Below are 23,287 nucleotides of genomic sequence, written 5' to 3'. Positions count from 1 at the left end.
GCCGGAGGCGATGCTTTCCCGCCCGTCCTGTCACCGCGCGCCCTGGCTTCCTGGTTTTTGAATTAACCGTCGCCGCATTTTCCGTGGCGGTACACCCGCCGGGGTTTGGACAGAATGAACAGAATGGAACGGAATGAATAGGATCCCAGGCCGCAGATTCCGTGAATTCTGTCCATTCTGTCTAAACTCAGCGTCTCCTCTTGGTTTCCTGGCTTCTGAATTAATCTATTCCGTTGCGGCTCGCCCCTGCTGACGTTCCCACGCGAAGAGGTATTGCTGGGAACAGCTGCCACGCCGCGCGTCGTACTGCGTAGCACGCCCTGCCTACAACGTCTTCGTCTGGCCGCCGTCGAGATCGACAATCGCGCCGTGCAGAAACCGCGAGGCCGGCGCCACGATGAAAGCGACGAGCTGCGCGACATCCTCCGGTTCGCCGATGCGCACGATGGTGTCGGCCGCCACGATCCGTCGCGCCGCCTCAACGAGGTCAACGCCCTGTTCGCGCGCCAGTTTCTCGAGACGGATTTGCAGACGATCCGTGCGAATGTAGCCGGGATTGATCGCGTTGACCTGCACGCCATCGCGCACGCCCACGTCGGCCATGGCCTTCGTGAACGCCAGCATCGCGGCGTTGACCGATCCGCCGATCGTGAACTCGGGGCCGGGTGTCCGTCCGCCCACGCCGGAGATGTTGAGAAGCGAACCGCGCCGCGCCTTGAGGTGCGGCCACGCCGCGCGCGTCAGTCTCACCGCCCCGAACAGTTTGAGCGCAAAGCCGTCGATCCAATCCGCATCCGGGAGCGCCAGAAAATCTCCGCGCTTGGTCGCGCCGGCATTGTTCACCACCACATCGATGCCGCCAAACGCCTCGATCGCCGCCGCCACGAGCCGCGCCGGTTCAGCCGCTTCGCGCAGATCCATCGCCACCGTGGCCACGCGCCCGCCGGCGGCCGTGATCTCGGTTGCGAGTGTGCGCAACAGGTCGGCGTTGCGCGCCGTCGCCACCACCGCCGCGCCGTCCTGCGCCAGCCGTAACGCGATCGCGCGACCGATGCCGCGGCTCGCGCCCGTGACAATCGCCGTCTGGCCAGCGAGCGGGAGCGGACGTGCCGCGGGAGCGGTAAGTGAAGCATTCATCGCCGCGAGCATGGCCGGGCCCCAGACGCACACCAGCCGAACGTGACCTCCAAAAGATCGATTCGCCCCCTGGGACCGCGACCGCCCCCGGTCGCCTCCGCCAATTCCCCAATCGCTTCCACCGCGCAAGCCCCGTCATATCGCGAAACCACCACCGCCGTCACACGTCTCGCCGGGCAAGCCCGTCCCATCATGCACCTTCGTCTCCTCCCGCTCGCCTTGCTGGTCGCGCTGATCAGCCCGCCACTCCCCGCCGCCGTCATCGGAACGAACACGCCGGCGCTGCCCCTCACCCGCGATCGCCTCGCGAGCCTGCCCGCCGCCCAACGCCCCGCGTGGGACGTTTATCTCCAACGCTCCCAGAAATTGCACGCGATCGACCAGGCCACGCTGGCGGCGGAACTCAAGGCAGCCGGCCTGAAGGAACCGCTGGTCCCGGGCCGCGGCCGCGGATTGCCCCTGAACCGGGACAACGCCTGGTTCGCCGGCGACGAAGCCGCGCAGGCCGCGGACAACGTCGTGACGTTCCAAACGCCCGCGGGCGGCTGGAACAAGAACACGAACCACACGCTCGCACCGCGCCGGCCGGGCGAGCGTTACGGCTACGAGGCTGGCTACGTCGGCACGTTCGACAACGACGCCACGATCAGCCAGCTGCAGTTTCTCGCGCGCACGATCACCGCCGTGGGATCGGAGTTGCCGCGCACCGCCGGCTGGCGCGCGGCGTTCGCCCGCGGACTGGAGTACATTTTTCACGCGCAGTATCCCAACGGCGGCTGGCCGCAGGTTTTCCCGCTCGAGGGCGGCTATCACGACGCCATCACGTTCAACGACGGCGCGCTCACCAATGTGCTCACCTTGCTGGGCCACGTCGCCGCCGGCCGGCCGCCCTTCGCGTTCGTCACGCCTGATCTCCGCGACCGCGCCGCCGCGAGCCAGCAACGCGGTCTCAGCTGCATCCTCGCGAGCCAGATCGTGGTCGGCGGTCGCCGCACCGTGTGGTGCCAGCAGGTCGACATGCTCACGCTCGCGCCGTGCGGGGCCCGCAACTACGAGATGCCATCGCAGGCCAGCGGCGAAAGCGCGGGTATCATGCTCTACCTGATGGGACTCGCCGACCCGACGCCGGACGTCGTCACGGCGGTGCACGCCGCCGCCGCTTGGTTTCAAAAGACGCCGTTGCGCGATGTCGCGTTCAAGCCGGCTCCCGATGGCTCAGGCCGCAAACTCCTGCCCGCCCCTGGTGCCGGTCCGCTCTGGCCGCGCTACGTCGAGATCGGCTCGGATCGTCCGCTCTTCGGCGATCGCGATCTCACGATTCACGATCGCGTCGACGACATCTCGCAGGAACGGCGCAACGGTTACGCGTGGTTCGGCGACAGCCCCAAGCGCGCGCTCGATCACTACGCGAAATGGGCCAAGGCCCATCCGGCAAAATAATACCAATCGCTCCTTGCTTTTGGACTTCTGGATCGATCGTGGCTACGAGCGCGAGCGAGTGGCCGAACGGCACTCGCTCGCGCTCGTAGCCACGGCTAAAGTCCAAAGGCAAAGAGCGATTGGTATAACGCACTCCCCGGTGCGCCGCCTGCGCCCACGAGGGCAAAAAAGAGCCGCGGTCCGTTGCCCGGAACCGCGGCCCGAATGCCCAAATCAGTCGGAACGATCAGGGCTGAATCCGCACGACTTCGCCGGCACCGGGCGACGTGCTGAAGTTCGTCACATAGATTCCGCCATCGGGCCCGATCGCGAGACCGCCCGGCATCACGAGGCCGGTCGATGCGATGGTTTGAACCGGACCACCCGCGGCGTTGACCCGGGCGAGACGACCGGTGGCCTCCGGCGCGAGCAGACCGTTTGCATCGATCTCCAACACGTACAGATTCCCCTTCGCATCGAACTCGAGGTCGATGATGTTGGTGAAACCTTCCGCGTAGACCGTCGGAGCCGAACCCGGCACCACGCGGTACACCCGCGCGCCACCGACCGGGAAGGGAAAGCCCGTCAGCTGGCTGACGTAGAGCGCGCCGTCGGGACCGCGAACGACATTCGTCGGCACCGCCTGCATCGGCATCAGGCCCGGGCCCATGAACGGCGGCTTCGGCACCAGACGTTCCGGGAAGAAGGCCGCAATCGACATGGAACCGTTCGCGTTGATCTGCACCAGCGTATTGGCGCCGGCATCGGCCACAAACGTGGCGCTGTGATCGGCGTACACGCCGTTCGGATTGCTGTCGGGAAGCTTGCCGTCCGCATTCGTCACGCCCTCAAACGCCGCCACGTCCGCGAGCAGCTTCAGTTTGCCGTTCTGGTTAAGCTGATACAACGAACCGAGGCCCGCGCCCGCGCTGCCCAACTTCGCGTCGCGCACGGCGGGATTCTGCCCGAGGCCGATGGTCAACACGGCATGGCCGAGCGGACCGAACGAGATGCCCGACGGACCGGAGGCGGCGAATCCACCTTCGCCGGCAAGCGACGGCAGGCCGGTCACAATCCGTTCCTGCGTGCCCTTCCAAAGCCGGGTGATGGAACCGGTGAGACCAAATTTCACCGGACCTTCGGCGCCCGTGAGTTCCGGGCCGTCGCCACCCGTGCCCGACTCGGCGATAAACAGCGCGCCGTTCGGTGCAAAATCCAGCCCGCGCGGATTGTTGAGGCCCGACGCCACGACCTGCCAGGCCGCAGCAGCATGCGCCGAGAGAGCAAGAGCAACGCTCGCGGCGGCAACCCCAAGCAGACGCTTGGCACCGCACGTCCGGGACGTCGCGATCAATTGAGGTTCAAGCTGGCGGGAACCAGCGGAGGAGAGCGTGGGAATCAGTGGGTGTGGGTTCATGATTTCAAAGGACTGACTTTCACTTTCATTCTAACCTGGGGAAAAACGACTGACACCGTCGACTCAGCGCGCACCCGTTTCGACAGCAACCAGAAACCCCTGACGGCGATGTAATCGTCACCCGCGCCCACCCGTTCTTCCCTATTTCTTCCCGGCAAAAATGGATCTTCGGCCTCTGATGTCGGACAAAGTCTGCAGGCGCACGCCGTCCACCCGCGTGAAGGCGACCCGAAGTCGTTCGCGTTTTCACGCGAGCCGCTTCGAATGGACGCAGCACTTCCGCCATCCCTTGCGTCACTCGTTCGGCTGCTTCCGCCTCATGCCCCGCTTTCATTTCCACCTCGTCGTCGCGCTTTGGGCCGCCTCCGCCGGCATGGCGCCGGCGGCAGATTCCGCGGCTGAACGTGCGCGCTTCACCACGCCCTCGCTCTGGCCGGCGAACGAAGCGGATACGTGGGTCGCGACGGACGCGCTCGACCGACGCGTGACCGAACCCGGCGTGGCGCCCGCGCCGCGGCGCGATCGCTACGTGGGTCTTTTCTATTTCATCTGGCTCGGAGCGCACGGCTACGATCGCAACAAGGCCACGCCTGATCAGAGCGTGCATCCGCCGACCGAAGCCGACACTGCGAGCCCGTATGATATTTCCCGGCTCATCGCGGCCAATCCGGCCGCGCCGGCATTCGGACCGCCCGGGGCGTTTCACCACTGGGGCGAGCCGCATTTCGGTTACTACGTGTCGAACGACGCCTGGATCATCCGGAAACACGCCCAGCTACTGGCCGACGCCGCGGTCGACGTGATCATCTTCGATGTCACGAACGCGCGCGCCTACCTGCCGACGGTCGTCACCATCGCCACGATCTTCGCCGAGCTGCGCGCGCAGGGCCGGACCACGCCGGCCATTTCGTTTCTTCTCCATTCCGGCACGCCAAAGGTCGCGAGCCAGCTCTACACGGACTTCTTCCAACGCAACCTGCATCGCGATCTCTGGTTTTTCTGGAAAGGCAAACCGCTCCTCCTCGCCAATCCCGCCGAACTCACGCCGGAGCAGCGCGAGTTTTTCACGGTGCGTGAATCCTGGGCCTGGACCCGCGGCAAACCCGGCGCGTGGTTCGGCGACGGCCGCGACAAGTGGCCCTGGATCGATCACCACCCGCAGAGCTTCGGCTGGCACGAGTCGGCGACGCGGCCTGAGCAGATTGCCGTCGCCGCCGCGCAGCATCCGATCGCGAACATCGGCCGCAGCTATCGCGCCGGCAAACAACCGCCGCCGGGCGGGGAGCAATCCGGCGCCGGACTCTTCTTCCAGGAACAATGGGATCGCGCGATCGCCGTCGACCCGGAATTCGTTTTCGTCACGGGCTGGAACGAGTGGGTCGCGATGCGCTTCGTCGACGGTCGCTCCAAGTTCATGCTCGGGCAGCCCGTGAAGAAGGGCGACACGTTCTTCGTCGACGCCTACAACGCCGAGTTCAGCCGCGACCTCGAGCCGATGCGCGGCGGCTTCGAGGACAACTACTATCTGCAGCTGGTGTCACAGATTCGCCGATACAAAGGCGCGCGTCCCGCCCCGGTGGCCAGCACCGCGACTACCGTGGCCATCGACGGACGCTTCGACGACTGGACCGCGGTTGCCCCAACCTATCTCGACGATGCGGGCGACACCGCCCCGCGGGATCACCACGGCTGGGGCCGCTTCGTCCGGTACGAGAACCACTCCGGCCGTCACGATCTCGTCCGCGCCAAGGTCGCAACAGATGCCACCCACGTCTACTTCTACCTCGAAACCCAGGCGCCGTTGCCGGGCGACGCCCTGCCGGAGGGACTGACGTTGCACGTGAAGACCCCAACGGCCGCCTTCGTCGTGAATCGGCTGGGCACCGACGCACGCGTCGAAACCCGCGTCGGCTCGGGGGCGTGGACGACGGTGGCGACGGCGCGGGCGCGAGTGGCCGATCGGCACGTGGAAGTGAGCATCGCCCGCGCGGAGCTCGGCCTCCCTGCCGGCGGTTTCAGCGTAGACTTCAAGTGGACCGATCACTGCGACTTCGCCGTCGATCCGATGCACGCCTATGATCAGGGCGACGCCGCGCCTAACGGACGCTTTTTCTATCGGTACACGTACGCGCCCTGAACGCGCGTAAACGAGTCAGCGGCGCGGCGGCTTGGCCGTGCTTTCGCGCAGCAGCAATTCGGTGGAGAACACCGTCTGCGTCGGTCGCGTCGCGGCCTTGCCCTCGATGCGCTGGATCAGCAGCGCGGCGGTACGCGCCACCATGTCCTGGATCGGCTGCGCAATCGTCGTGAGCGCGACCGGCAGGAATTCGCCGAGCGGAATGTTGTCGACGCCAATGACCGAGAGATCGCGCGGCACGACGAGTTTCTCATCCGCCGCCGCGCGCATCGCACCGATCGCCGACAGATCGTTCATGGCAATCAGCGCCGTCGGCCGGCGTGACTTCGTTTGCCGGAGCAGACCGAGAAAAGCGTCGCGCGCGCTCGCGATATGATGCTCGCAGCGCACGAACGAAATGGCCTCCGGCGCGATGCCCCGCGCGCCAAGCAGGCTGCGAAACAACTCCTGCCGGTTGCCGTCGTCCTGGCCCTTGGCCAGCGCGCATAGAAAGGCGAAGCGCTCATGGCCGAGGCCAATGAGATGATCGATCGCCTGCGCAAATCCCGCCGAGAAATCGCTGACCACCGCATCGACCGGCAACGCCACCGCGGGTTTGGCCGCCAGCGCCACCGCCGGTGGACCACTCACCGCGAGACCGGCGAGGAAGGGCCGGTGCAACTCGGGGTCGCTCACGATGAGCGCCACGCCATCGACCTGGCGATCGAGTATCGACTGAAAACAGTGCTGTTCCGACGCGAGATCGTTCCGGCTGTGTTCCAGGATCAGGTCGTAGCCGTGGGCCGCGACCGCCTGGTCGAGGTAATCGGCCAGCACCGGATAAAACGGATTGTGGAGATCGGGCACGACAAGGCCGATGGTGTTGTAACGCCCAAGCCGCACGCCCAGCGCCGCCTTGCTCGGGCGGTAGTTGAGCTCCTTCGCCGCCAGCAGCACGCGCTCCCGCGTTTCCTTTGACGCCCACGAGTCCGGCCGGTTGTTGAGGATGGTCGACGCCGTGTTCGGGGCCACTCCCGCACGCGCGGCAACATCGATCAGACGGGCTCTCATGGGATAGTTCGTACCGCGAACGTACGTCCCGCGTTGCGTCGAGGGAATCCGAATCTTCACGGCGAACGTGCCCCCGCCCGCCGGCCCGGCAACTGCGCTTGAATTTCCAGCACCCGCCGGCGCGTGAGTGGATACGTGGCAATGGCCGCCGCCGCGAGCGTGAGCCCCACGAGCGGCGTCAGCACCAGCGTGGTGCGCAACGCCGCCTGCACCTCGCCCGCGGGCGCCGCGCTCGTGACGTATCCACAGCGGCTGACAAGATAACCGCCGAGGAGCGCGGCAACGGCGAACGCGATCTTCTGCTCCAGGGCAAACACCGCCCCGTATACGCCCTCGCGGCGCTGGCCCGTGGCGAGTTCGTCGCTGTCGCAGACGTCGGCGTTCATCGTCGCGGACATCAACCACACGCCCTGCATGCCCCAGCCGATCAAAAACTGCGACGCCAGCGCCGCGTACGGATGCGCGGGCAGCAGCGTCCACCACAGCGATGCAAATCCCGCCGCTCCGATCCCGAGCGCAATCAAGGCCGCACCGCGCTTGCCGAGCCGGACCGAGACCCCGGTGTTGATCGGCACGCCCGCGAGCGAACCGATCATCTGCGCCATGCCGAGATAACCGGTGAGCGTGGCCGCGCCATCTTGGTTGCCCTGAAACAGAAAGTAGATGCTCACCAGCAGCGACACCGTGACCGGCGAGTACATCCCGACCGTGGCGAAGAAATTCATGCCGAGCATGTGCAGGAACGGCCGATTGCGCAGGGTCGCCGCCAGCGCCGGACCGAGGCGCAGTTTCGAGGGCGACGGCTGAAACGCCGGCTCGCGGCAGCCGAGCGCGGGCACCAGGCACGTCACCAGGATCAGGATACCGACGCCCGCACCGACCCAGCGCGCGCCGGCGAGAATGGCGTCGGCCGACGCCGTCGATCCCACGCCCGCGCCGCCGAGCAAGAGCGCAATCTTGTAGAGCCACGGCAGTCCGAGTCCTCCGATCAACCCGACCATCATGCCCCAGCCCTGCAACCGCGTGCGCTCGTGATAGTCCGTCGTCAGCTCGAGCCCGAGCGCGCGGTAGGGCACGAGGAAGAAACTGTACGCGGCGTAGAACAACATCGTCGCGCCGAGAAAGTAAGCCGCGAGCGCCGCGTGACTCCATCCGCTGCCGGCGGGCGGCAGCCACAGGAGCGTCATCGTCACGCCCAGCAGAATCGCGCCAGCGAGGATGAACGGACGCCGGCGCCCCCACCGTCCGCGCCAATTGTCGGACCAAAAACCCACCACCGGATCGAAGAACGCGTCGAGCACGAGCGGCACCGAGAGCGCCCAGCCGATCATTTCCGGAGGCACTCCGAGCGCAACCGTGTACACCGGATCCTTCAGCTGGCCGATCGTGTTGCCGGCGTAGTTGTCACCGAGCGAACCGAGCGCCCACGTAAACTTTGTCCGACACGGCAGCCGCGCGCTGCCACTCGGATCGGCGGAGGAGTCGGCACTCACTGGGATCGACGATGCATCGCCGCGGGCGTCATTCGGCGGCGCGCACGACAAAGCGATAGGAGCCCGCTCCCACCTCGACGCGCAGCGCTTCGCCGTCGGGCGTGATCGTGCGCACGCCGGCAATCGTCGCGCTCGCGAGCGGAGCGCCGCTCTCGGTCGTGCGTTCCGCGGTGGCCTTGGGCAACACCACGACGGCGGAGGTGTTGGCGGGAATCGTGACCTCGAGCGTGAACGCACCGCCTTCGAGCTTCCACGCACTCGCGATCCGGCCGTTGATCGAATCGTAGTGCGCCTTGACCCAACAGATCGGCGTCTGGTCGGGATTGCTGCCGGGAGCGGGCGGCCGCGGGCGAATCACAATGCGACGGTAACCGGCACCGTCGGTATCGATGCCGGCCAGCACGCGATACGCCCACTCCATCACCGCGCCAAACGCGTAGTGGCTGAAGCTGTTCATCGCGGCGTTCTGGTTGCCATTCGCGCCGTTGAAGCCGTGCTCGGCGGTGTAGCTGTCCCAGCGCTCCCACACCGAGTTCGCGCCGTTCGAGACTTCGTAACCCCAGCTCGGAAACTTGCGGCTCTGAAACAGCCGCGTGGCCAGGTCGTGCTGGCCGTGGGCCGAAAGCGCGGGCAGCAGCGATCGCGTGCCGAGAAAACCCGTCGCCATGCGGTGATCGTTCCCGGCAATTCGCGCCACGAGCGCCGCCGTCGCGGCGGGCACATCCTTCTCGGGCACGAGCCCGACCCAGAGCGCCAGCACGTAGGCGGATTGCGTAGCCACGTTCAGGGTGCCGTCGGCCTTCCGGTACGCCTTGGTGAACGCCGCCTGGGTCTTCGCCCGGCGCGCGCGGTAATTCGCCGCCTCCACGGGCCGGCCGATCGCGGCGGCCATCTCGGCCATGAGGGTGCAGTCGAGCGCATGATAGCAGGTGTCGATGAACTCGACCGGCGTGTCCTCCTTCACGTTGAGCCAGTCGCCCCAGGGATTGCCGAGACTCGTGCCCAGGCCTTCGACGGTGGTGCTGGCATGACGCCACTCCATGAAGCGCGTCATGGAATTCCAATGACGCTCGATCAGGCGGGTGTCGCCGTAGGTTTGCCAGATCGTCCACGGACAGATGATTCCGGCGTCGGTCCACCCGGTGCCGAAACTCTTCCCCGCGCTGCCATGCGTCATCGGATACGGCGCATAGTCCGGATAAGCCCCGAAGCTGCGCTGCGCCTCCCCGACGTCGTCGATCCACTTGGTGAAAAACGCCGCCACGTCCGCGTTGAAACTGGCGGTTCGCACATAGGCTTGGGCGTCGCCCATCCAGCCGAGGCGTTCGTCTCGCTGCGGACAGTCGGTCGGAATCTCCACGAAGTTGGCGCGCTGCGTCCACTGGGCGTTGCGCCCGAACTGCGTCAAAATCGGATCGCTGCACTCGAAGCCACCGGTGAGCGGCGTGTCGTTGTGCAGCACAAGACCGGTGACGGCATCGAGCCCCGGGGCGGCCGCAAGACCGGTGATCTCGACATATTGGAATCCGTGATACGTGAAGCGCGGCGACCACGTCTCGCCCGCCGGATCGCCGCGCAACGTGTAGAAGTCGGTGGCGCGCGCGCGGCGGAGATTCTCCGTCATGATCATGCCGTCGCGGTGGAGCATCTCGCCAAAACGCAGCTGGACGCGCGTGCCCGCGGCGCCCCGGACCTTGAGGCGAACCACGCCGGCGAAGTTCTGCCCCAGGTCGAACACGTACACGCCGGGCTTCGGCTCCGACATGCGGCGCGCGGGCAGTTCCTGCGTGACGCGAATCGGCGGCGCGGAATAGGCCTGCATGATCGCGGGCGGGACGAAGCCGAGATCGACCTCCCGCCGGCCGCCTGCATCGGAATACAACGCCTTCAGCCGCGGATTCGCTCCCGCCGGTACCGCGGTCTCCCACGCCTTCGCGTCGAAGCCCAGCGCCGACCAGTCGCCCAGTTCGGCCCGCGCATCGTAGGCCTCGCCCATGATCAGATCCGCCTCGCGCGTCGGTCCCCGCTCCGTGACCCGCCAGCTGGCGTCGGTCCCGATCGTCTCGCGCGTGCCGTCGACGAAGTCGATCTCGAGCTGCGCCCGCAACGCCGGCGTCTTCCCGTAAAAGTACCGTCCCACCTGGTTGGGGCCGTAGCCGACGAGCAGCCCGTAGCCGACATAGCCCGAATACCACCCCTCGGCCACGATGGCGCCAATCGCGTTGGGCCCGCCGGAACGCACCAGCGCCGTGACGTCATGCCCGCGGTAATACGCGCGCTTCAGGTAGTCCGACCAACCCGGTTGGAAGAACGCGTCGCCGACCCGACGACCATTGCAGTAGAGATCATAGAGGCCGAGCGCCGACGCATACACGACGGCGCGCCGCACGGGTTTCGATGCGGTGAAGTCGCGGCGGAAATGCCGCGGCGCCGGCAGGTGCAGCGTTTTCCGATCGGTGTGCAGCGGCGATTCATCGCGGTGCGCAATCCATTCCGCATTCCAGTCCGCCGGCGACAACAGCCCCATCGCCCAACGCGCCGGCGCACTCCAACCCGACGCCTGGTTCTGGTCGTCCCAAATCCGCACCTGCCAGAAACACTCCGCGCGCGACGCCAGCGCGCGGCCGGCGTACGCAATCTGGTTCGTGGCTGATCCAGCGACGCGGCCGCTGTCCCACAAGTCGCCCTCACCTGCCGCCAGCTTCGCCGCCGTCGACGCGACGCGAATCTGCCAGGCCGTCTGCGCGGCACCGCGCCGCGCGGATTCCAGGCGCCACGACAGCCGCGGCGCCGTGGCGTCGATGGTGTCAGGGGATTCCAGATACTCGCAACGCAGCGCGGCGATTGTGACGCCGGCCGGAGCCGGCTGCGCGAACGTGCGGGCAGCGCCAGCGAACAGGAACACCGAGACCAGCAAAGCGGACGCGAGCTTGGAAAATCGAAGGAGGGAGGAAGGTGTCATGGGGAGGAGCTGCAAAAGTGACTGATGGGAACACCGCACGCACCGGAGGCACCGCGGCGTGCGCCGCATCGCGCACCGTTCAGGATTTCCGACCTGCCGGCGGCGCGGGCCAACCGGCAATTTGCGCCGGCACGCGGAAGAGTTTGGTGGGCACGAGCACGAACAGCGTGCGGCCGTCGTCGCCGCCAAACACGCACTTCGTCACCCGGTCCTTCGGCCCGAGGCCCGGCAGCGCGAGCACACCGAGCATGCGGCCGTCCGGTTGGAAGACCTGCACGCCCGCGGTGGTGCCGACGTAGATGTTGCCCAGATGATCGACGCAAAGACCATCGGGGGTCTTTGCGGTCGGCGCGACGGTGCGCGGCCCGGTCAGACGACCGGAGGGCGAGACCGTGAAGGCCCTGAGCGCGTTGGCCTGCGTGAAGGCTGCATAGAGAATCGTCTGGTCCGGCGAAAGCGCGAGACCGTTGGCCCCGGCGTCGCCCGTTCCGTCCACCAATGCCGGTTCGAGCCGGCCGGCGGGATCGATGCGGAAGATGCGCGGGACTTTCGAGTCGGAGAAGAACACCGTGCCGTCGGCGCGAATCGCGAGATCGTTGGGAAATTTCAGCGTGTGACCCGCGTAGTCGGTCACCGCATCGACCACGCTGCCGTCGACGAGCGAGAAACGCGCCACGCGTCCGATGATCTCGCACGCGACGAGCCGGCCCTGCGGATCGAACTCGAGATTGTTGGACTGACGGGTCGGCGTGCGCACCACGCGCACTTCTCCCTGCGCCGTCAATTCGTTCAGGGTTTCGCCGAACACATCGGTGAAGAGCAAGCGACGCCGCCCTGCATCCCAACGCGCGCCTTCGAGCCATTTATAGTTATTCTCCGACACCAGCACCGGCGTTCCCAACATCGGCGGCGGCGAGTGCGTCGGACCGGTGGGCGGTTCCCCTGCGTGCAGAAGAGAAACGAACACGCCCACGGCAAGCCCGAGCCCACGCACACTCTTCATGGTTGAGGAAAACAGCGGTCGGTTCATGGACGTACAACGGTGACTCCGGCGGGTGCGGCGATGGTGGACTTCACGGTGCCGTCGGCCTGGCGCTCATGGCGGACCGTGACGGGGCCGAGCGGCGTGGGATAAGCGCCTTCGGCCCAGCGCAGCCGGCCCAGTTGCGGCGCGATGCGGACGCGCTTGAAACCGGGTTCGAGCGGCGTGATGCCGAGGACGGTTTCGCTCAACCACGCGGTCGGGCCGCTCGCCCAGCCGTGACACAGGCTGTGACGGAATCCGATATAGCAATACGCGCCATAACCACCGTGCACGTCCTTCCGGCCCGGCGGCACGAGTTCGTCGATGCGGGCGGCGTTATCAACCCACGCCAGATCGAAGTCCTCCCAGAACGTCGTCGCGCCGAGATCCAGCATCGCGCCCCAGTAGCGGGAGATGAAATCGAGCGCCGTATCCGTTTCCCCGGCACGCGCGAGCGCCTGCAGCACATAGTAGCCGTAGAAGGTGGAGAGGTCGCGCGGGCCACCCACCTTGAGGACGTCCTCGGCCGTGCGGCGCGCCTCCCTCATGCCCGCGAGCACCAGGAGCGCCGCACCGGACTTGGAGGCGTTGACTTCGGGCACCACGCGACGGCCCCGCGCGGCGGCCTCGGTGCAGACGGCGGCAGTGGACTCGTCACCCAGCTCACGGAGGAGGCGCGCCCCCGCCTCGAGCGTCATGACCAGCAGGCCCTGCAATCCGGCGGTCACGCCCTGCTGATTCGGCGAGCTCGGCCAGTCGAGAAACCGCATGCCATCGATGCGCTCGCGCCCGTCGGGCCCGATCAGCGCGGCGAGTTTCTTCAACAAGGCCTGTAGATAGACGTTCTGCGCGCCGAGGTAGGCGCGGTCACCGTGATGCATCCACCACTGTTCGTGAATCAGCACCCACCACATCGAATAGGAGCTGATGCCGTTCATCCATTCGGTGATCGGCGTGACGTCGCGGGTGAGATCGAGGCTGCGCGGGACGACGTCGTTGAAGCCAAAGACCGCATTGATGGTCGCCACCTCGGGATGCATGTCGCCAATCCACACCAATCGGTCGCGCTTCACGCCGTCCCAGAGGTAATCCTGCATGTTGAGATGAACCGTGTAGGCGCCGACCTGCCAGATGCGGTTGAGGCGTTCGTCGTCACAGCGGAATGATCCGATCTGCGGGACATCGCGCAACTGCAGCACGGCGCGGACTTCACTGAGGCTGACGGGCAGCAGCGGATCCACATTGTCGATCCGCACAAAACGAAAACCGCTCGGGCCCACCGTGGTCTTGCCGAGCCACGGCAGCCGCACGGTCTGGTCGCGCAGGGCGTGGTCGTTTTGCGCATTCGGTTCGCCGCCGAGCTCGGCCATCGCCTCGGCCACCGACTCTCCGAACCGGATACGTACGAGCGGCGGCTCCTTGTCCTTCGCGAGCGGCGTGATGATTTCCACATGGCCCGACAGCTCGGTGCCGAAATCGAGCAAGACGCCCCCGCCGGCACCTCCCTTCGCGGCCGGCGCCAGCACGCAGGGCGGCTGCGGATCCTTGAGGAGAGCCTGACCGGGTTTTGCGCCGAGTAGATGAGACGCATGTGCGGCGCCCGTTGGACTGGTCCAGACCACGCGCGTCGGCGCCATGATCCATGCGCTCAGCGGACTCGCCTGCGGCGGACGCGCCGTGCCCGCAGGAAAAGTGGGCGCAGCTCCGGCCGTGACCACGCCGAGCGAGGCCAGCACCAGCGCGCACACACGGACAGCCAGGGTGGAGCGAAAGATCATGTAAGCCGGTGAACATGAAGTCGGGGCCCGGCTGGCGTCGACGCGAACAGATTTCTTCTTGAATACAACCGGAAAAAGGAATCGTTTCCTGTAAACAGTCGTCGCGTTGCCTCGCGAGCTGCGCTGATCCCCCAAAACCCCTTTCGCGTTGTCTCCGGCCGGTCCCGTTTCCCATCGCCATGCCTCTGCTGTCCCGACTTCTGCAGCGCTCTGGTTTCGCTGCGACACTCTTGCTCACGAGCCTGCTTGCTTCCGCCGCGACGGCTGCGCGCCCCAACATCATTCTCCTTCTGCCGGACCAGATGCGCGCGTCGGCGATGGGTGTGGCCGGCAATCCGGACGTACAGTCGCCGCACATCGATCAGATGGCGCGGGAGGGAATTCGTTTCAAACGCACCTACGCCAACGTCCCGGTGTGTTGTCCCGCGCGCGCGATCCTGCTCACCGGCACGTATCCGCATGTGAACGGAATGATGGCGAATGACCTTCGTCTCCGGGAATCGGAGACGACGATCGCGGAGTTGCTCCGCGATGCCGGCTACCGCACTGGCTTCGTCGGCAAGTGGCACCTCGACGGCGGCCCGCGCGAGCCGGGTTTCATTCCGCCGGGTCCACGTCGGCAGGGCTTCGAGTTCTGGGCGGCCTACGAGTGCCACCACCAGCATTTCCTGCCGTATTATTTTCGCGATACGCCCGAGATGATTCTCGTCCGCAAGTTCGAACCCGAGGCTTCCTGTGACTTCGCCGTGGAGTTCATCAAGGCCCAGCCGGCCGGCCGGCCGTTCTTCCTCATGATGCAGATGGGGCCGCCCCACGATCCTTACGGCGCACCAGACGAGTACATGAAGCGGTACGACCCGGAAAAAATCACACCGCCCAAAAGCTGGCAGCCGAACAGCGAGATCCAGCCGGCACGCAACGCCATTCCGCCCCGTTACCAGCGGCCCGACCTGCCCGGCGGCAGCTACGTCAGGACCGGCGGCAAGGAGGAGATTGCCGCGTACTACGCCGCGATCACCGCCATCGACGATCAAGTGGGACGCCTGCTGCAGACGCTCAAGGAAACGGGCCAGGATGAGAACACGATCATTCTATTCACCTCGGACCACGGTGACATGCTCGGTTCGCACGGCATGCGTCGGAAGCGGAAGCCGCACGAGGAATCCGCCGGCGTTCCCGGCATCATTCGCTGGCCGGCAAAGATCCCCGCCGGTCGCGTCGTCGACACGCTCTTCAGTCACGTCGACATGCCCGCGACGCTGCTCGGGCTGGCCGGACTCACGGTGCCGAAGCACATGCAAGGCGCCGACCTGTCCCGCGTCGCACGCGGTGAAACCACCGCCGGCCCCGACGCCGTGCTGCTGCAAATCTTCGTGCCTTATCGTCCGGATCAAATCACCCGCCCGTGGCGCGGTGTGATCACGGATCGCTACACCTACGCGCGCTACGAAAACGAACCGTGGGTGCTCTTCGACCATCAGCGCGATCCTCATCAGATGAACAACCTCGCCGCCGACCCCGCCCACGCCCGAATTCGCGGCGAGCTCGAAGCCCGGTTGGCCGCACTCATGGCCGCGAAAGGCGACGCGTGGAGCTTCAACAGCAACGAACTCGTCGAGGAGGACGCGCGCCTTTACGGCAAGCAGACCTACTACTCGATTCAGGAGTACCTCACCTCCAATCCCGCTGCCGCCGGCAAATCCCGCTGAGAACGATCCCATGACTCGTCGCCTCCCCCGCCTCCTCCTTGCTGCGCTCGCGCTGGCGGGACTTCCGCGCCTCGCTTCCGCCGCGAAGCCGCCCACCCCCACCGAGGACCTGCTCACGATCGACAACGGCACCGTCAAGGTCGGCATCGACCGCGCCAAGGGCGCCGCCATCACCTGGCTCTCGTGGGCCGCGTATCCACAAAACATGGTCAACTCCGCCGACCCCGGCCGTTTGATCCAGCAGTCGTATTACGCCGGTCTTCGCCTTGATCGCCAGGCCGACGGCCAGAGCAAGGCGTGGAGTCCGTGGTCGTGGAATCCCATCCAAGGCGGAGGCGTGTCCTCGTGGGCCCGCGTCACGGTTTTCCAGCGCAACGACACTTCGACGCTCTATGCCGAGACTGTGCCGAAGCTGTGGGACATGCCGAACGAGGAGGCCGCGGCGCTGATGCGGCAGTGGACTGGGTTTGAGCCGGAGATGCCCGACGTCGTGGTCGTGCGCTGCGAATTCACCGCGCAGCGCGGCGAGAATGATCGTTGGGGTCCGGCCCGCTTGTCTCCGCAGGAAATTCCCGCGTGCTACTTCACCCGCAATTTCGCCACGATCAAAAGTTACCTCGGTGACGGACAGTGGCGTCCGGAAACGCAGCCGCCCGGCCCGCCGTGGGGAAAAACCCGTCCGCCGCGGAACGCGATGGCGCTCTTCGCGCCGAACGGTCAGGGCGTCGCGGTCTATAGTCCCGCCGCGACGCAGCCGTGGAATTTCGGACCGCACGCAGGCGGCAACACCGATGATCCCGCCGCCGGTCCGTGCATGCATGTCGCACCGATCGACCGCGTGAACCTCGGCCCGAAGTCCACGTACCGTTACCGCTACTGGCTCGTCGTGGGCACTGAGGCGCAAATCAACACCCGGCTCGACGCCCTCGCAAAAAAGTACGGCACCGAACGCGCCGAACTCACGAATCCCTAATTCATCACGCCCCTGCCCCATGTCCCGTTTTCTCCGCCCCGCCCTGCTCGTCCCACTCACCCTGGCGTTGGCCATCGCGGCCAGCGTCGGCGCCGCGACCGCGCGCAAGCCCAACATCATTCTGATCTACAGCGACGACCACGGCTTTGCCGATCTTGGTGCGCAGGGCGTGGACCGGGACATCCGCACGCCGCATCTCGACGCGATGGCCCGCGACGGCGTGCGTTTCACCCGCGGCTACGTCACCGCGCCGCAGTGCGTGCCGTCGCGCAGCGGCGTGATCACCGGCCGCTACCAGCAGCGCTTCGGCGTCGACGACAACACGAAGGGGCCGCTCCCGCTCGCCGAGCTGACGATCGCGGAACGTTTGAAAGCAGCCGGATACGTTTCGGGCCAGGTGGGCAAATGGCATCTCGAGCCGCCGCCGCGCGCCGCCGGCACCGCCCCGGTCGCCGCGGGCGAACACGCCTTCCTGCCGCTCGCGCAGGGTTTCGACGATTACTACACGGGGCCGATGAACACCTTCATCGCGTCGCACGATCTCAAGGGCAACCGCCTGCCCAACGCGCCCCAGCGCCTCACCGACGCCCGCTTTCGCTGCGTGTGGCAGACCGATGCCGCCGTCTCCTTTATCGAACGACACGCGGCCGATCCGTTTTTTCTCTACCTCGCGTACTTCACGCCGCACGTGCCGCTGCAGTCGCCCGAACCGTGGTTCGCGCAGACGCCCGCCCATCTGCCGCTCGAACGCCGCCAGGCCCTCGCGATGATGGCGGCGATGGACGAGGGCATCGGTCGCGTGCGCGCCACGCTCAAGGCGCGCGGCCTAGAGAAGGACACGCTGGTGTTCTTCATCGGCGACAACGGCGCGCCGCTCAAGGAGGGCGCGTGGAACGGCTCACTGAATCTCCCGCTCACGGGCGAAAAGGGCATGCTCACCGACGGCGGCGTCCGCGTGCCGTTCGTCGCCGCGTGGCCCGGCACGCTCCCCGCCGGTCGCGTGTACGAGCCGATGGTGAGTTCGCTCGACGTCGCCGCCACCGCGGTGGCGCTTGCCGGCCTGCCTGCCGACCCGGCGCTCGACGGCGTTCACCTCGTGCCCTACCTGACCGGAGAAAAATCCGGCGTGCCGCACGACGCGCTCTTCTGGCGCTGGCGTTCGCAGGCCGCGATCGCCGAGGCGAACTGGAAACTCGTCCTGCTCGGGCCGCAGCAGCGCTATCTCTTCGACACGCAGGCTCTCGCTGGCGAAACGCGCAATCTGATCGCCGAGAAGCCGGAGATTGCTGCGCGCCTGTACGAGCGGCTGAAGGCCTGGGACGCCACGTTGCTGACGCCTGGATTGCCCACAGAGACACACCCGCAGGACCAAGTGTTCTTCTCGGCGCACGTCGACAAAACCGCCTCCGCCCCCACCCCCGCGCGCAAGAATCCAAAGAAGAAAAAGGCGCCGTGAGGCGCGCGACCGGCGCAGCCATCGCTGCATCGGACGCAGCTTCGCCTGCCCTCACGGCTACCGTCGTCAACACGACCCGAAGCCAAACCCGGCTTTTCACCTCCCCTTCGATTTGCCCATGAAATTCTCCCGCCACCTCACGCTGCTCGCATTCACGCTCGTCGCCGGTGCCGCCACGACGCACGCCGCGACTCCCCCCGCCTCGTCGAATCCCGCGGCGCGAACGGGCCGGCCCAATCTCGTGTTCATCCTCGCCGACGATCTCGGCTGGAGCGACACGACGTTCAACCGGCCGAACGCGTTCTACGAGACGCCGAACATCCAGCGGCTCGCCCAGCGCGGGCTCCGTTTCACACAGGCGTATGCGGCCAACCCGCTGTGTTCGCCGACGCGCGCGAGCATCCTGAGCGGACTCTATCCGGCGCGCATCGGGATCACCGCGCCGGTGTGTCACCTGCCGCAGGTCATCATGGAAAAGAGCGCGATCAAGAAGGCCGCGCCGACGGCCAAGGTGCTCGTCGCACAAAGCGTGACGCGTTTCGACACGAGCTATTACACCCTCGCCGAGGCGTTCAAGGCCGGGGGCTACGCGACCGGACACTTCGGCAAATGGCACCTCGGGCCCGAACCGTACAGCCCCCTGCAGCAGGGTTTCGACGTCGATTATCCGCACTGGCCCGGCCCCGGTCCCGCCGGCAGCTACGTCGCACCGTGGAAGTTCCCCGAAGCGCTGAAATTCACGGGCCAGCCCGGCGAGCACATCGAGGACCGGATGGCGACTGAAGCCATCGCGTTCATGAAGGCACACAAGGACGAGCCCTTCTATATCAACTACTGGGCGTTCTCCGTGCACGCCCCGTACGACGCGAAGCCCGCCCTGATCGAGAAATACCGCGCCAAGGCGGCGAAGCTCCCGCCCGGCAGCGGCCAGCGCAACCCTGTCTACGCCGCGATGGTGCAGAGCCTCGACGACAACGTCGGCCGGCTCCTCGACACGCTCGACGAGCTCAAGCTCGCGGAGAAGACCATCATCGTTTTCTTCTCCGACAACGGCGGCGTGCACTGGCTGGCCGGCACGCCGGAGGCGACCCAGGCGTTGGGCATCGCCGACATTCCGATCACGAGCAACGCGCCGCTGCGGGGCGGCAAGGCGACCACCTACGAGGGCGGCACGCGCGAACCGTGCGTCATCGTCTGGCCCGGACTGACGAAGGCCGCCGCGGTCACGGATACCATCATCCAGAGCGTCGATTTCTTTCCCACGTTCGCCGACGTCCTGAAGCTCCAGATTCCGGATACGCTGAAGTTCGACGGCAAAAGCTTCGCTCCCGCGCTGCGCGGAACAGCTCACGATCGCGGCCCGACCTTCTGTCACTTCCCGCACACCACGCCGGCTTCCGGCGGTCTGGCGTCGACCTGGGTGCGGGTCGGCGACTGGAAGTTGATCCGGTTCTACTGCCTCAACGACGATCAGTCCGATCTCCTCGAGCTATACAATCTCAAGGACGACCTCGGCGAGACGCGAAACCTCGCGGCCCAGCAGCCCGCCCGGGTCGCCGAGCTCAATGCGTTGATCACCGGATTCCTGAAAGACACCGACGCCGTCGTGCCGCCGCGCAATCCCGACTACGATCCGCGCGCCCAGACAGGCAAGGCACCCAAGACGAAGGGCAAGAAAGCGAAATAGTCCCACTATTCAGCCGACCCCAAACCCCACATGAACCTCCCACCGAACCCACCCGCGCTTCCCACGCGTTCGCGCGACACCGCATTCCTTCACGCTTTGTTTCTGGTCGGACTCGCGCTGTTCCCGGCGACGGCGGCTGAAACCACTCCCGCGGGCGTCACCGTCGACGCCGTCGTGCTCTCGCCCTTCACCGTCGAAGCCGGCACGGAAAAAGGCTACCTCGCGACCCAGACGCTGAATGGCACGCGCCTCAAGACCGAGCTGAAGGACATCGGGTCGTCGATCACGGTGTTCACCGAGCAGATGATGGACGATCTCGGTGCCACGAGCATCTACGGTCTCATGGCCTTCGCGCCGAACACGGATCCGTTCGTCATGTCGACGTCCGACATCACCGGAAACGGCAACGATTTCATCAACATCCCGACGAAGTACGTGACGCGCGGCGGCGCGACCACGGTCGTGGCGCAGGATTTCTTTTCGAACAACATCCCGCAGGATCGCTTCAACTCGGAGGCGCTGACGTTCACGCGCGGGCCGAACGCCATCCTGTTCGGGCTGGGCAACGCCGCCGGCGCCTTCGTCTCGTCGACCAAGCGGGCGAAACCACGCAACGCGATCGCGCTCGAGTACCAGATGGACAGCCGAGGCGGCCATCGCGCCACCGTCGATCTCAACCGCGTGCTGATTAAAAACTACCTGGCGATCCGCTACGCGGGCGTCTTCGAGGGGCTGAACGACTTCCGCCTCCAGAACAACACGTACCAGCGGCGGAATTTCGTTACGGTGAACTTCACGCCCTTCAAAAAGACGACCGTCCGCGCCAACTACGAGAAGGGTCACATCCAGCAGTCGGGCGTCCGCCCCTGGCCCGACTACGACGCCGTGTCGCCGTGGCTCGCGGCCGGTTCGCCGTTGATCGCGACGTACACGAATGTCGCCGGCGGCAAGCCCGCGGGCACGCAGAACTTCGCGTTCGCGGGCTTGGTTTCCACCGAGTTCTCCGCCGGCGGCACGCCGATTCCCACGCAGCGGCTGACCAACCAGGGGCAGAGCGCGCCGACCACGTTCGCCAACGGCTTTCCGGTGAACGGCGGAAACTTCCGTTCGCTGGTGAACGACGCCATCTATCCGACCTTCGCTAGCGCCTTCGGCAACTCGGCGTATCGGCTGACCGACTACGACATGATGTCCGTGTTTCTCGAGCAGCAGATCACGCGGGACTTCTTCATCGAGGCGGCGGTCAACCGCGTCGACAGCAAGCTGAAGGCGATCAATGGCTTTGTCGGCCAGCTGAGTTACATCTACGTCGATCCCAACCGGCAGCTGCCGGACGGTTCGCCGAATCCGAATGTCGGCCGCCTCTACAGCCAGTCGCAGTCCACGATCATCGACGCGCCGAACGAGGCCACGAATCTCCGCGCGATGGCGTCATATGAATTCGATTTCGCCCGGCACACCAAGGGCTGGCTGCGTCAGCTCGGCCGGCACCAGGCCGCCGTCTTCGTCGAGCAGAGCAACCAGCAAGGCTGGTCGAGCAACAACGGCCTGTTCAACACCACGCCGCTCGTCACGACCGGCGCCGCGGCCGCGATCACCAATGCCGCGAACGGCATTCAATATCGCTACTACTATGATCCGGCGCGCAACAAAGTGGGCACATCCGTCGGCCGCCACATCGAGGCGATTCCCGTGCTCTACGCCAACGACCCGCTCCCGGCCCGGAACCCGACCGGCATCACCCCGGCGTTTCTCGCCCAGCAAGGCCCAACGATGACGGAGTCCGTCGTCAAAACGAGCGCGCTCGCGTTGCAGAGTTTCTTCTGGAAGGACCGCGTTGTCGTCACGAACGGCCTGCGCCAGGACGACCTGACGTCATGGCTCGCCGTGCCCAACGACTTCGTGGCGTTGCGCGACGCGAACGGGACGGCGCCGCGCCCCAGTGGCATCGATGTGCGGAAGTTCATGCCCGGCAGCCGGGCCGAGCGTGGCGGCAGCACCTACAGCCGCGGCCTCGTGTTTCATGCGTTTCCCTGGGTCAGTCTGAGCTACAACACCTCGAATAATTTTCAGGTGAACTCAGGGACGCGGAATGTCTACGGCGATCTCCTGCCAAACCCGCAGGGCAAGGGCAGCGACTACGGGGTGAAGTTCTCCCTTCTCGATCGCCGCGTCTTCCTCGACATCACGTACTATACGAACAGCAACCTGAACAGCGCGGACAGCATCTCGAACAACGCGGCCGGCAACTTCAAGCAGTTCGACCAGCTGTGGATCGCGGTGAGCAATTTCACGAACGACGTGAAGTACCTGACCTCGCCGTACTCCACGCTCAGCACCGTGTGGGCGGACAGCGTGTCGACGACGTCGAAGGGCTGGGAGTTCTCGCTCACGGCCAACGCGACCCGGCAGTGGCGCGTCACACTCAACGGCAGCAAGCGCGGCGACAACACCACCACGGCCCGCGGCGTCTACATCAACCAGTACATGGCCGAGTACATCCCGATCATCAAATCGCACCCGGAGTGGCAGAACCTCGATGCGACCAACGGCCTCACCGTCGCGCAGCGCGTGGCGGATCTGGAAAACACGCTGGTCAACTTCAACGCCATCCGGAACAGCCCGTCGGCCAACTTCGCGTCCAACTGGACGCTGAACCTGATTCAGACGTACGAGTTTTCCCGCGAAACCCCGCTGAACGGATTCGCCATCGGCGGCAGCATGAACGCGCGCGGCAAGGCGATCAACGGCTTCGCGGTCGACTCCCGCAATGTCCTCGATCCCACCTCGCCGTATTACGCGCCGAGCTACGCGACCTTCGGCGCATGGGTCACCTACAAGCGGAAGATCTTCAAGGACCGCATCGACTGGCGGCTGCAGATGAACGTGCGCAACGTCCTCGATCAGCACACGGTATTTCCGCTGATCACCGTGGACACCCGCGACGGCCGGCACACGCCGAGCGTCGCCGTTTACAACCTGAAGGAGCCGCGCACGTACACGTTCACCAGCAGTTTCCGGTTCTGATTCGGCGGCGCCGGGGCG

General features: G+C 66.1%; 14 protein-coding genes. 7 read left to right on the top strand and 7 right to left on the bottom strand.

Annotation, left to right across the window (positions count from 1 at the left end; translation table 11 throughout):
* Window positions 1-324: 324 nt before the first annotated feature.
* The gene (locus tag ACLJEU_RS09750; RefSeq protein ID WP_414664775.1) at window positions 325-1,137 is read right to left on the bottom strand and encodes an SDR family NAD(P)-dependent oxidoreductase; all 813 of its coding nucleotides are present in this window, start codon (window positions 1,135-1,137) and stop codon (window positions 325-327) included.
* A gap of 192 nt (window positions 1,138-1,329) precedes the next feature.
* On the opposite strand from ACLJEU_RS09750, the gene pelA reads away from it, so the two are divergent.
* Window positions 1,330-2,577: a pectate lyase gene (gene pelA / locus ACLJEU_RS09745; protein ID WP_414664774.1), complete on the top strand. Its 1,248-nt coding sequence runs from the start codon at window positions 1,330-1,332 to the stop codon at window positions 2,575-2,577.
* A 226-nt stretch (window positions 2,578-2,803) separates the two neighbouring features.
* On the opposite strand, the gene ACLJEU_RS09740 is transcribed toward pelA, so the two are convergent.
* Window positions 2,804-3,973, bottom strand: a complete 1,170-nt coding sequence (locus tag ACLJEU_RS09740) for a ScyD/ScyE family protein (RefSeq protein ID WP_414664773.1) — start codon at window positions 3,971-3,973, stop codon at window positions 2,804-2,806.
* A 319-nt stretch (window positions 3,974-4,292) separates the two neighbouring features.
* On the opposite strand from ACLJEU_RS09740, the gene ACLJEU_RS09735 reads away from it, so the two are divergent.
* On the top strand, window positions 4,293-6,110 hold the full coding sequence (locus ACLJEU_RS09735) for a hypothetical protein (RefSeq protein ID WP_414664772.1): 1,818 nt from the start codon (window positions 4,293-4,295) through the stop codon (window positions 6,108-6,110).
* Window positions 6,111-6,125: 15 nt separating this feature from the next.
* On the opposite strand, the gene ACLJEU_RS09730 is transcribed toward ACLJEU_RS09735, so the two are convergent.
* From ACLJEU_RS09730 to ACLJEU_RS09710, 5 genes are all read right to left on the bottom strand, one after another.
* Window positions 6,126-7,160 carry a LacI family DNA-binding transcriptional regulator gene (locus ACLJEU_RS09730; RefSeq protein ID WP_414664771.1) on the bottom strand — a complete coding sequence of 345 codons (1,035 nt, stop codon included), beginning with the start codon at window positions 7,158-7,160 and terminating at the stop codon, window positions 6,126-6,128.
* A gap of 56 nt (window positions 7,161-7,216) precedes the next feature.
* Entirely contained in the window at window positions 7,217-8,653 is a 1,437-nt protein-coding gene (locus ACLJEU_RS09725) for an MFS transporter (RefSeq protein WP_414664770.1), read from the bottom strand.
* Between the two features lie 28 nt (window positions 8,654-8,681).
* Window positions 8,682-11,615, bottom strand: coding sequence for a family 78 glycoside hydrolase catalytic domain (locus ACLJEU_RS09720; RefSeq protein ID WP_414664769.1), 2,934 nt, complete (start codon window positions 11,613-11,615; stop codon window positions 8,682-8,684).
* 79 nt (window positions 11,616-11,694) lie between these two features.
* A complete protein-coding gene (locus ACLJEU_RS09715) occupies window positions 11,695-12,618 on the bottom strand; it encodes an SMP-30/gluconolactonase/LRE family protein (RefSeq protein ID WP_414664768.1) in 924 nt (307 codons plus the stop codon).
* Between the two features lie 23 nt (window positions 12,619-12,641).
* On the bottom strand, window positions 12,642-14,417 hold the full coding sequence (locus ACLJEU_RS09710; RefSeq protein WP_414664767.1) for an alpha-L-rhamnosidase-related protein: 1,776 nt from the start codon (window positions 14,415-14,417) through the stop codon (window positions 12,642-12,644).
* A 179-nt stretch (window positions 14,418-14,596) separates the two neighbouring features.
* On the opposite strand from ACLJEU_RS09710, the gene ACLJEU_RS09705 reads away from it, so the two are divergent.
* From ACLJEU_RS09705 to ACLJEU_RS09685, 5 genes are all read left to right on the top strand, one after another.
* Window positions 14,597-16,126, top strand: coding sequence for a sulfatase family protein (locus tag ACLJEU_RS09705; protein WP_414664766.1), 1,530 nt, complete (start codon window positions 14,597-14,599; stop codon window positions 16,124-16,126).
* Window positions 16,127-16,136: 10 nt separating this feature from the next.
* A complete protein-coding gene (locus tag ACLJEU_RS09700) occupies window positions 16,137-17,099 on the top strand; it encodes a hypothetical protein (RefSeq protein ID WP_414664765.1) in 963 nt (320 codons plus the stop codon).
* Between the two features lie 19 nt (window positions 17,100-17,118).
* The gene (locus ACLJEU_RS09695) at window positions 17,119-18,555 is read left to right on the top strand and encodes a sulfatase family protein (RefSeq protein WP_414664764.1); all 1,437 of its coding nucleotides are present in this window, start codon (window positions 17,119-17,121) and stop codon (window positions 18,553-18,555) included.
* 118 nt (window positions 18,556-18,673) lie between these two features.
* Window positions 18,674-20,242, top strand: coding sequence for a sulfatase (locus ACLJEU_RS09690; RefSeq protein ID WP_414664763.1), 1,569 nt, complete (start codon window positions 18,674-18,676; stop codon window positions 20,240-20,242).
* Window positions 20,243-20,272: 30 nt separating this feature from the next.
* Window positions 20,273-23,269 carry a hypothetical protein gene (locus ACLJEU_RS09685; RefSeq protein ID WP_414664762.1) on the top strand — a complete coding sequence of 999 codons (2,997 nt, stop codon included), beginning with the start codon at window positions 20,273-20,275 and terminating at the stop codon, window positions 23,267-23,269.
* The last annotated feature ends 18 nt before the right edge of the window (window positions 23,270-23,287 follow it).

The sequence above is a fragment of the Terrisphaera buseokensis genome, assembly GCF_047521145.2.
Lineage (GTDB): Bacteria > Verrucomicrobiota > Verrucomicrobiia > Opitutales > Opitutaceae > ER46.
This window is presented reverse-complemented; position numbering and strand designations above follow the sequence as displayed.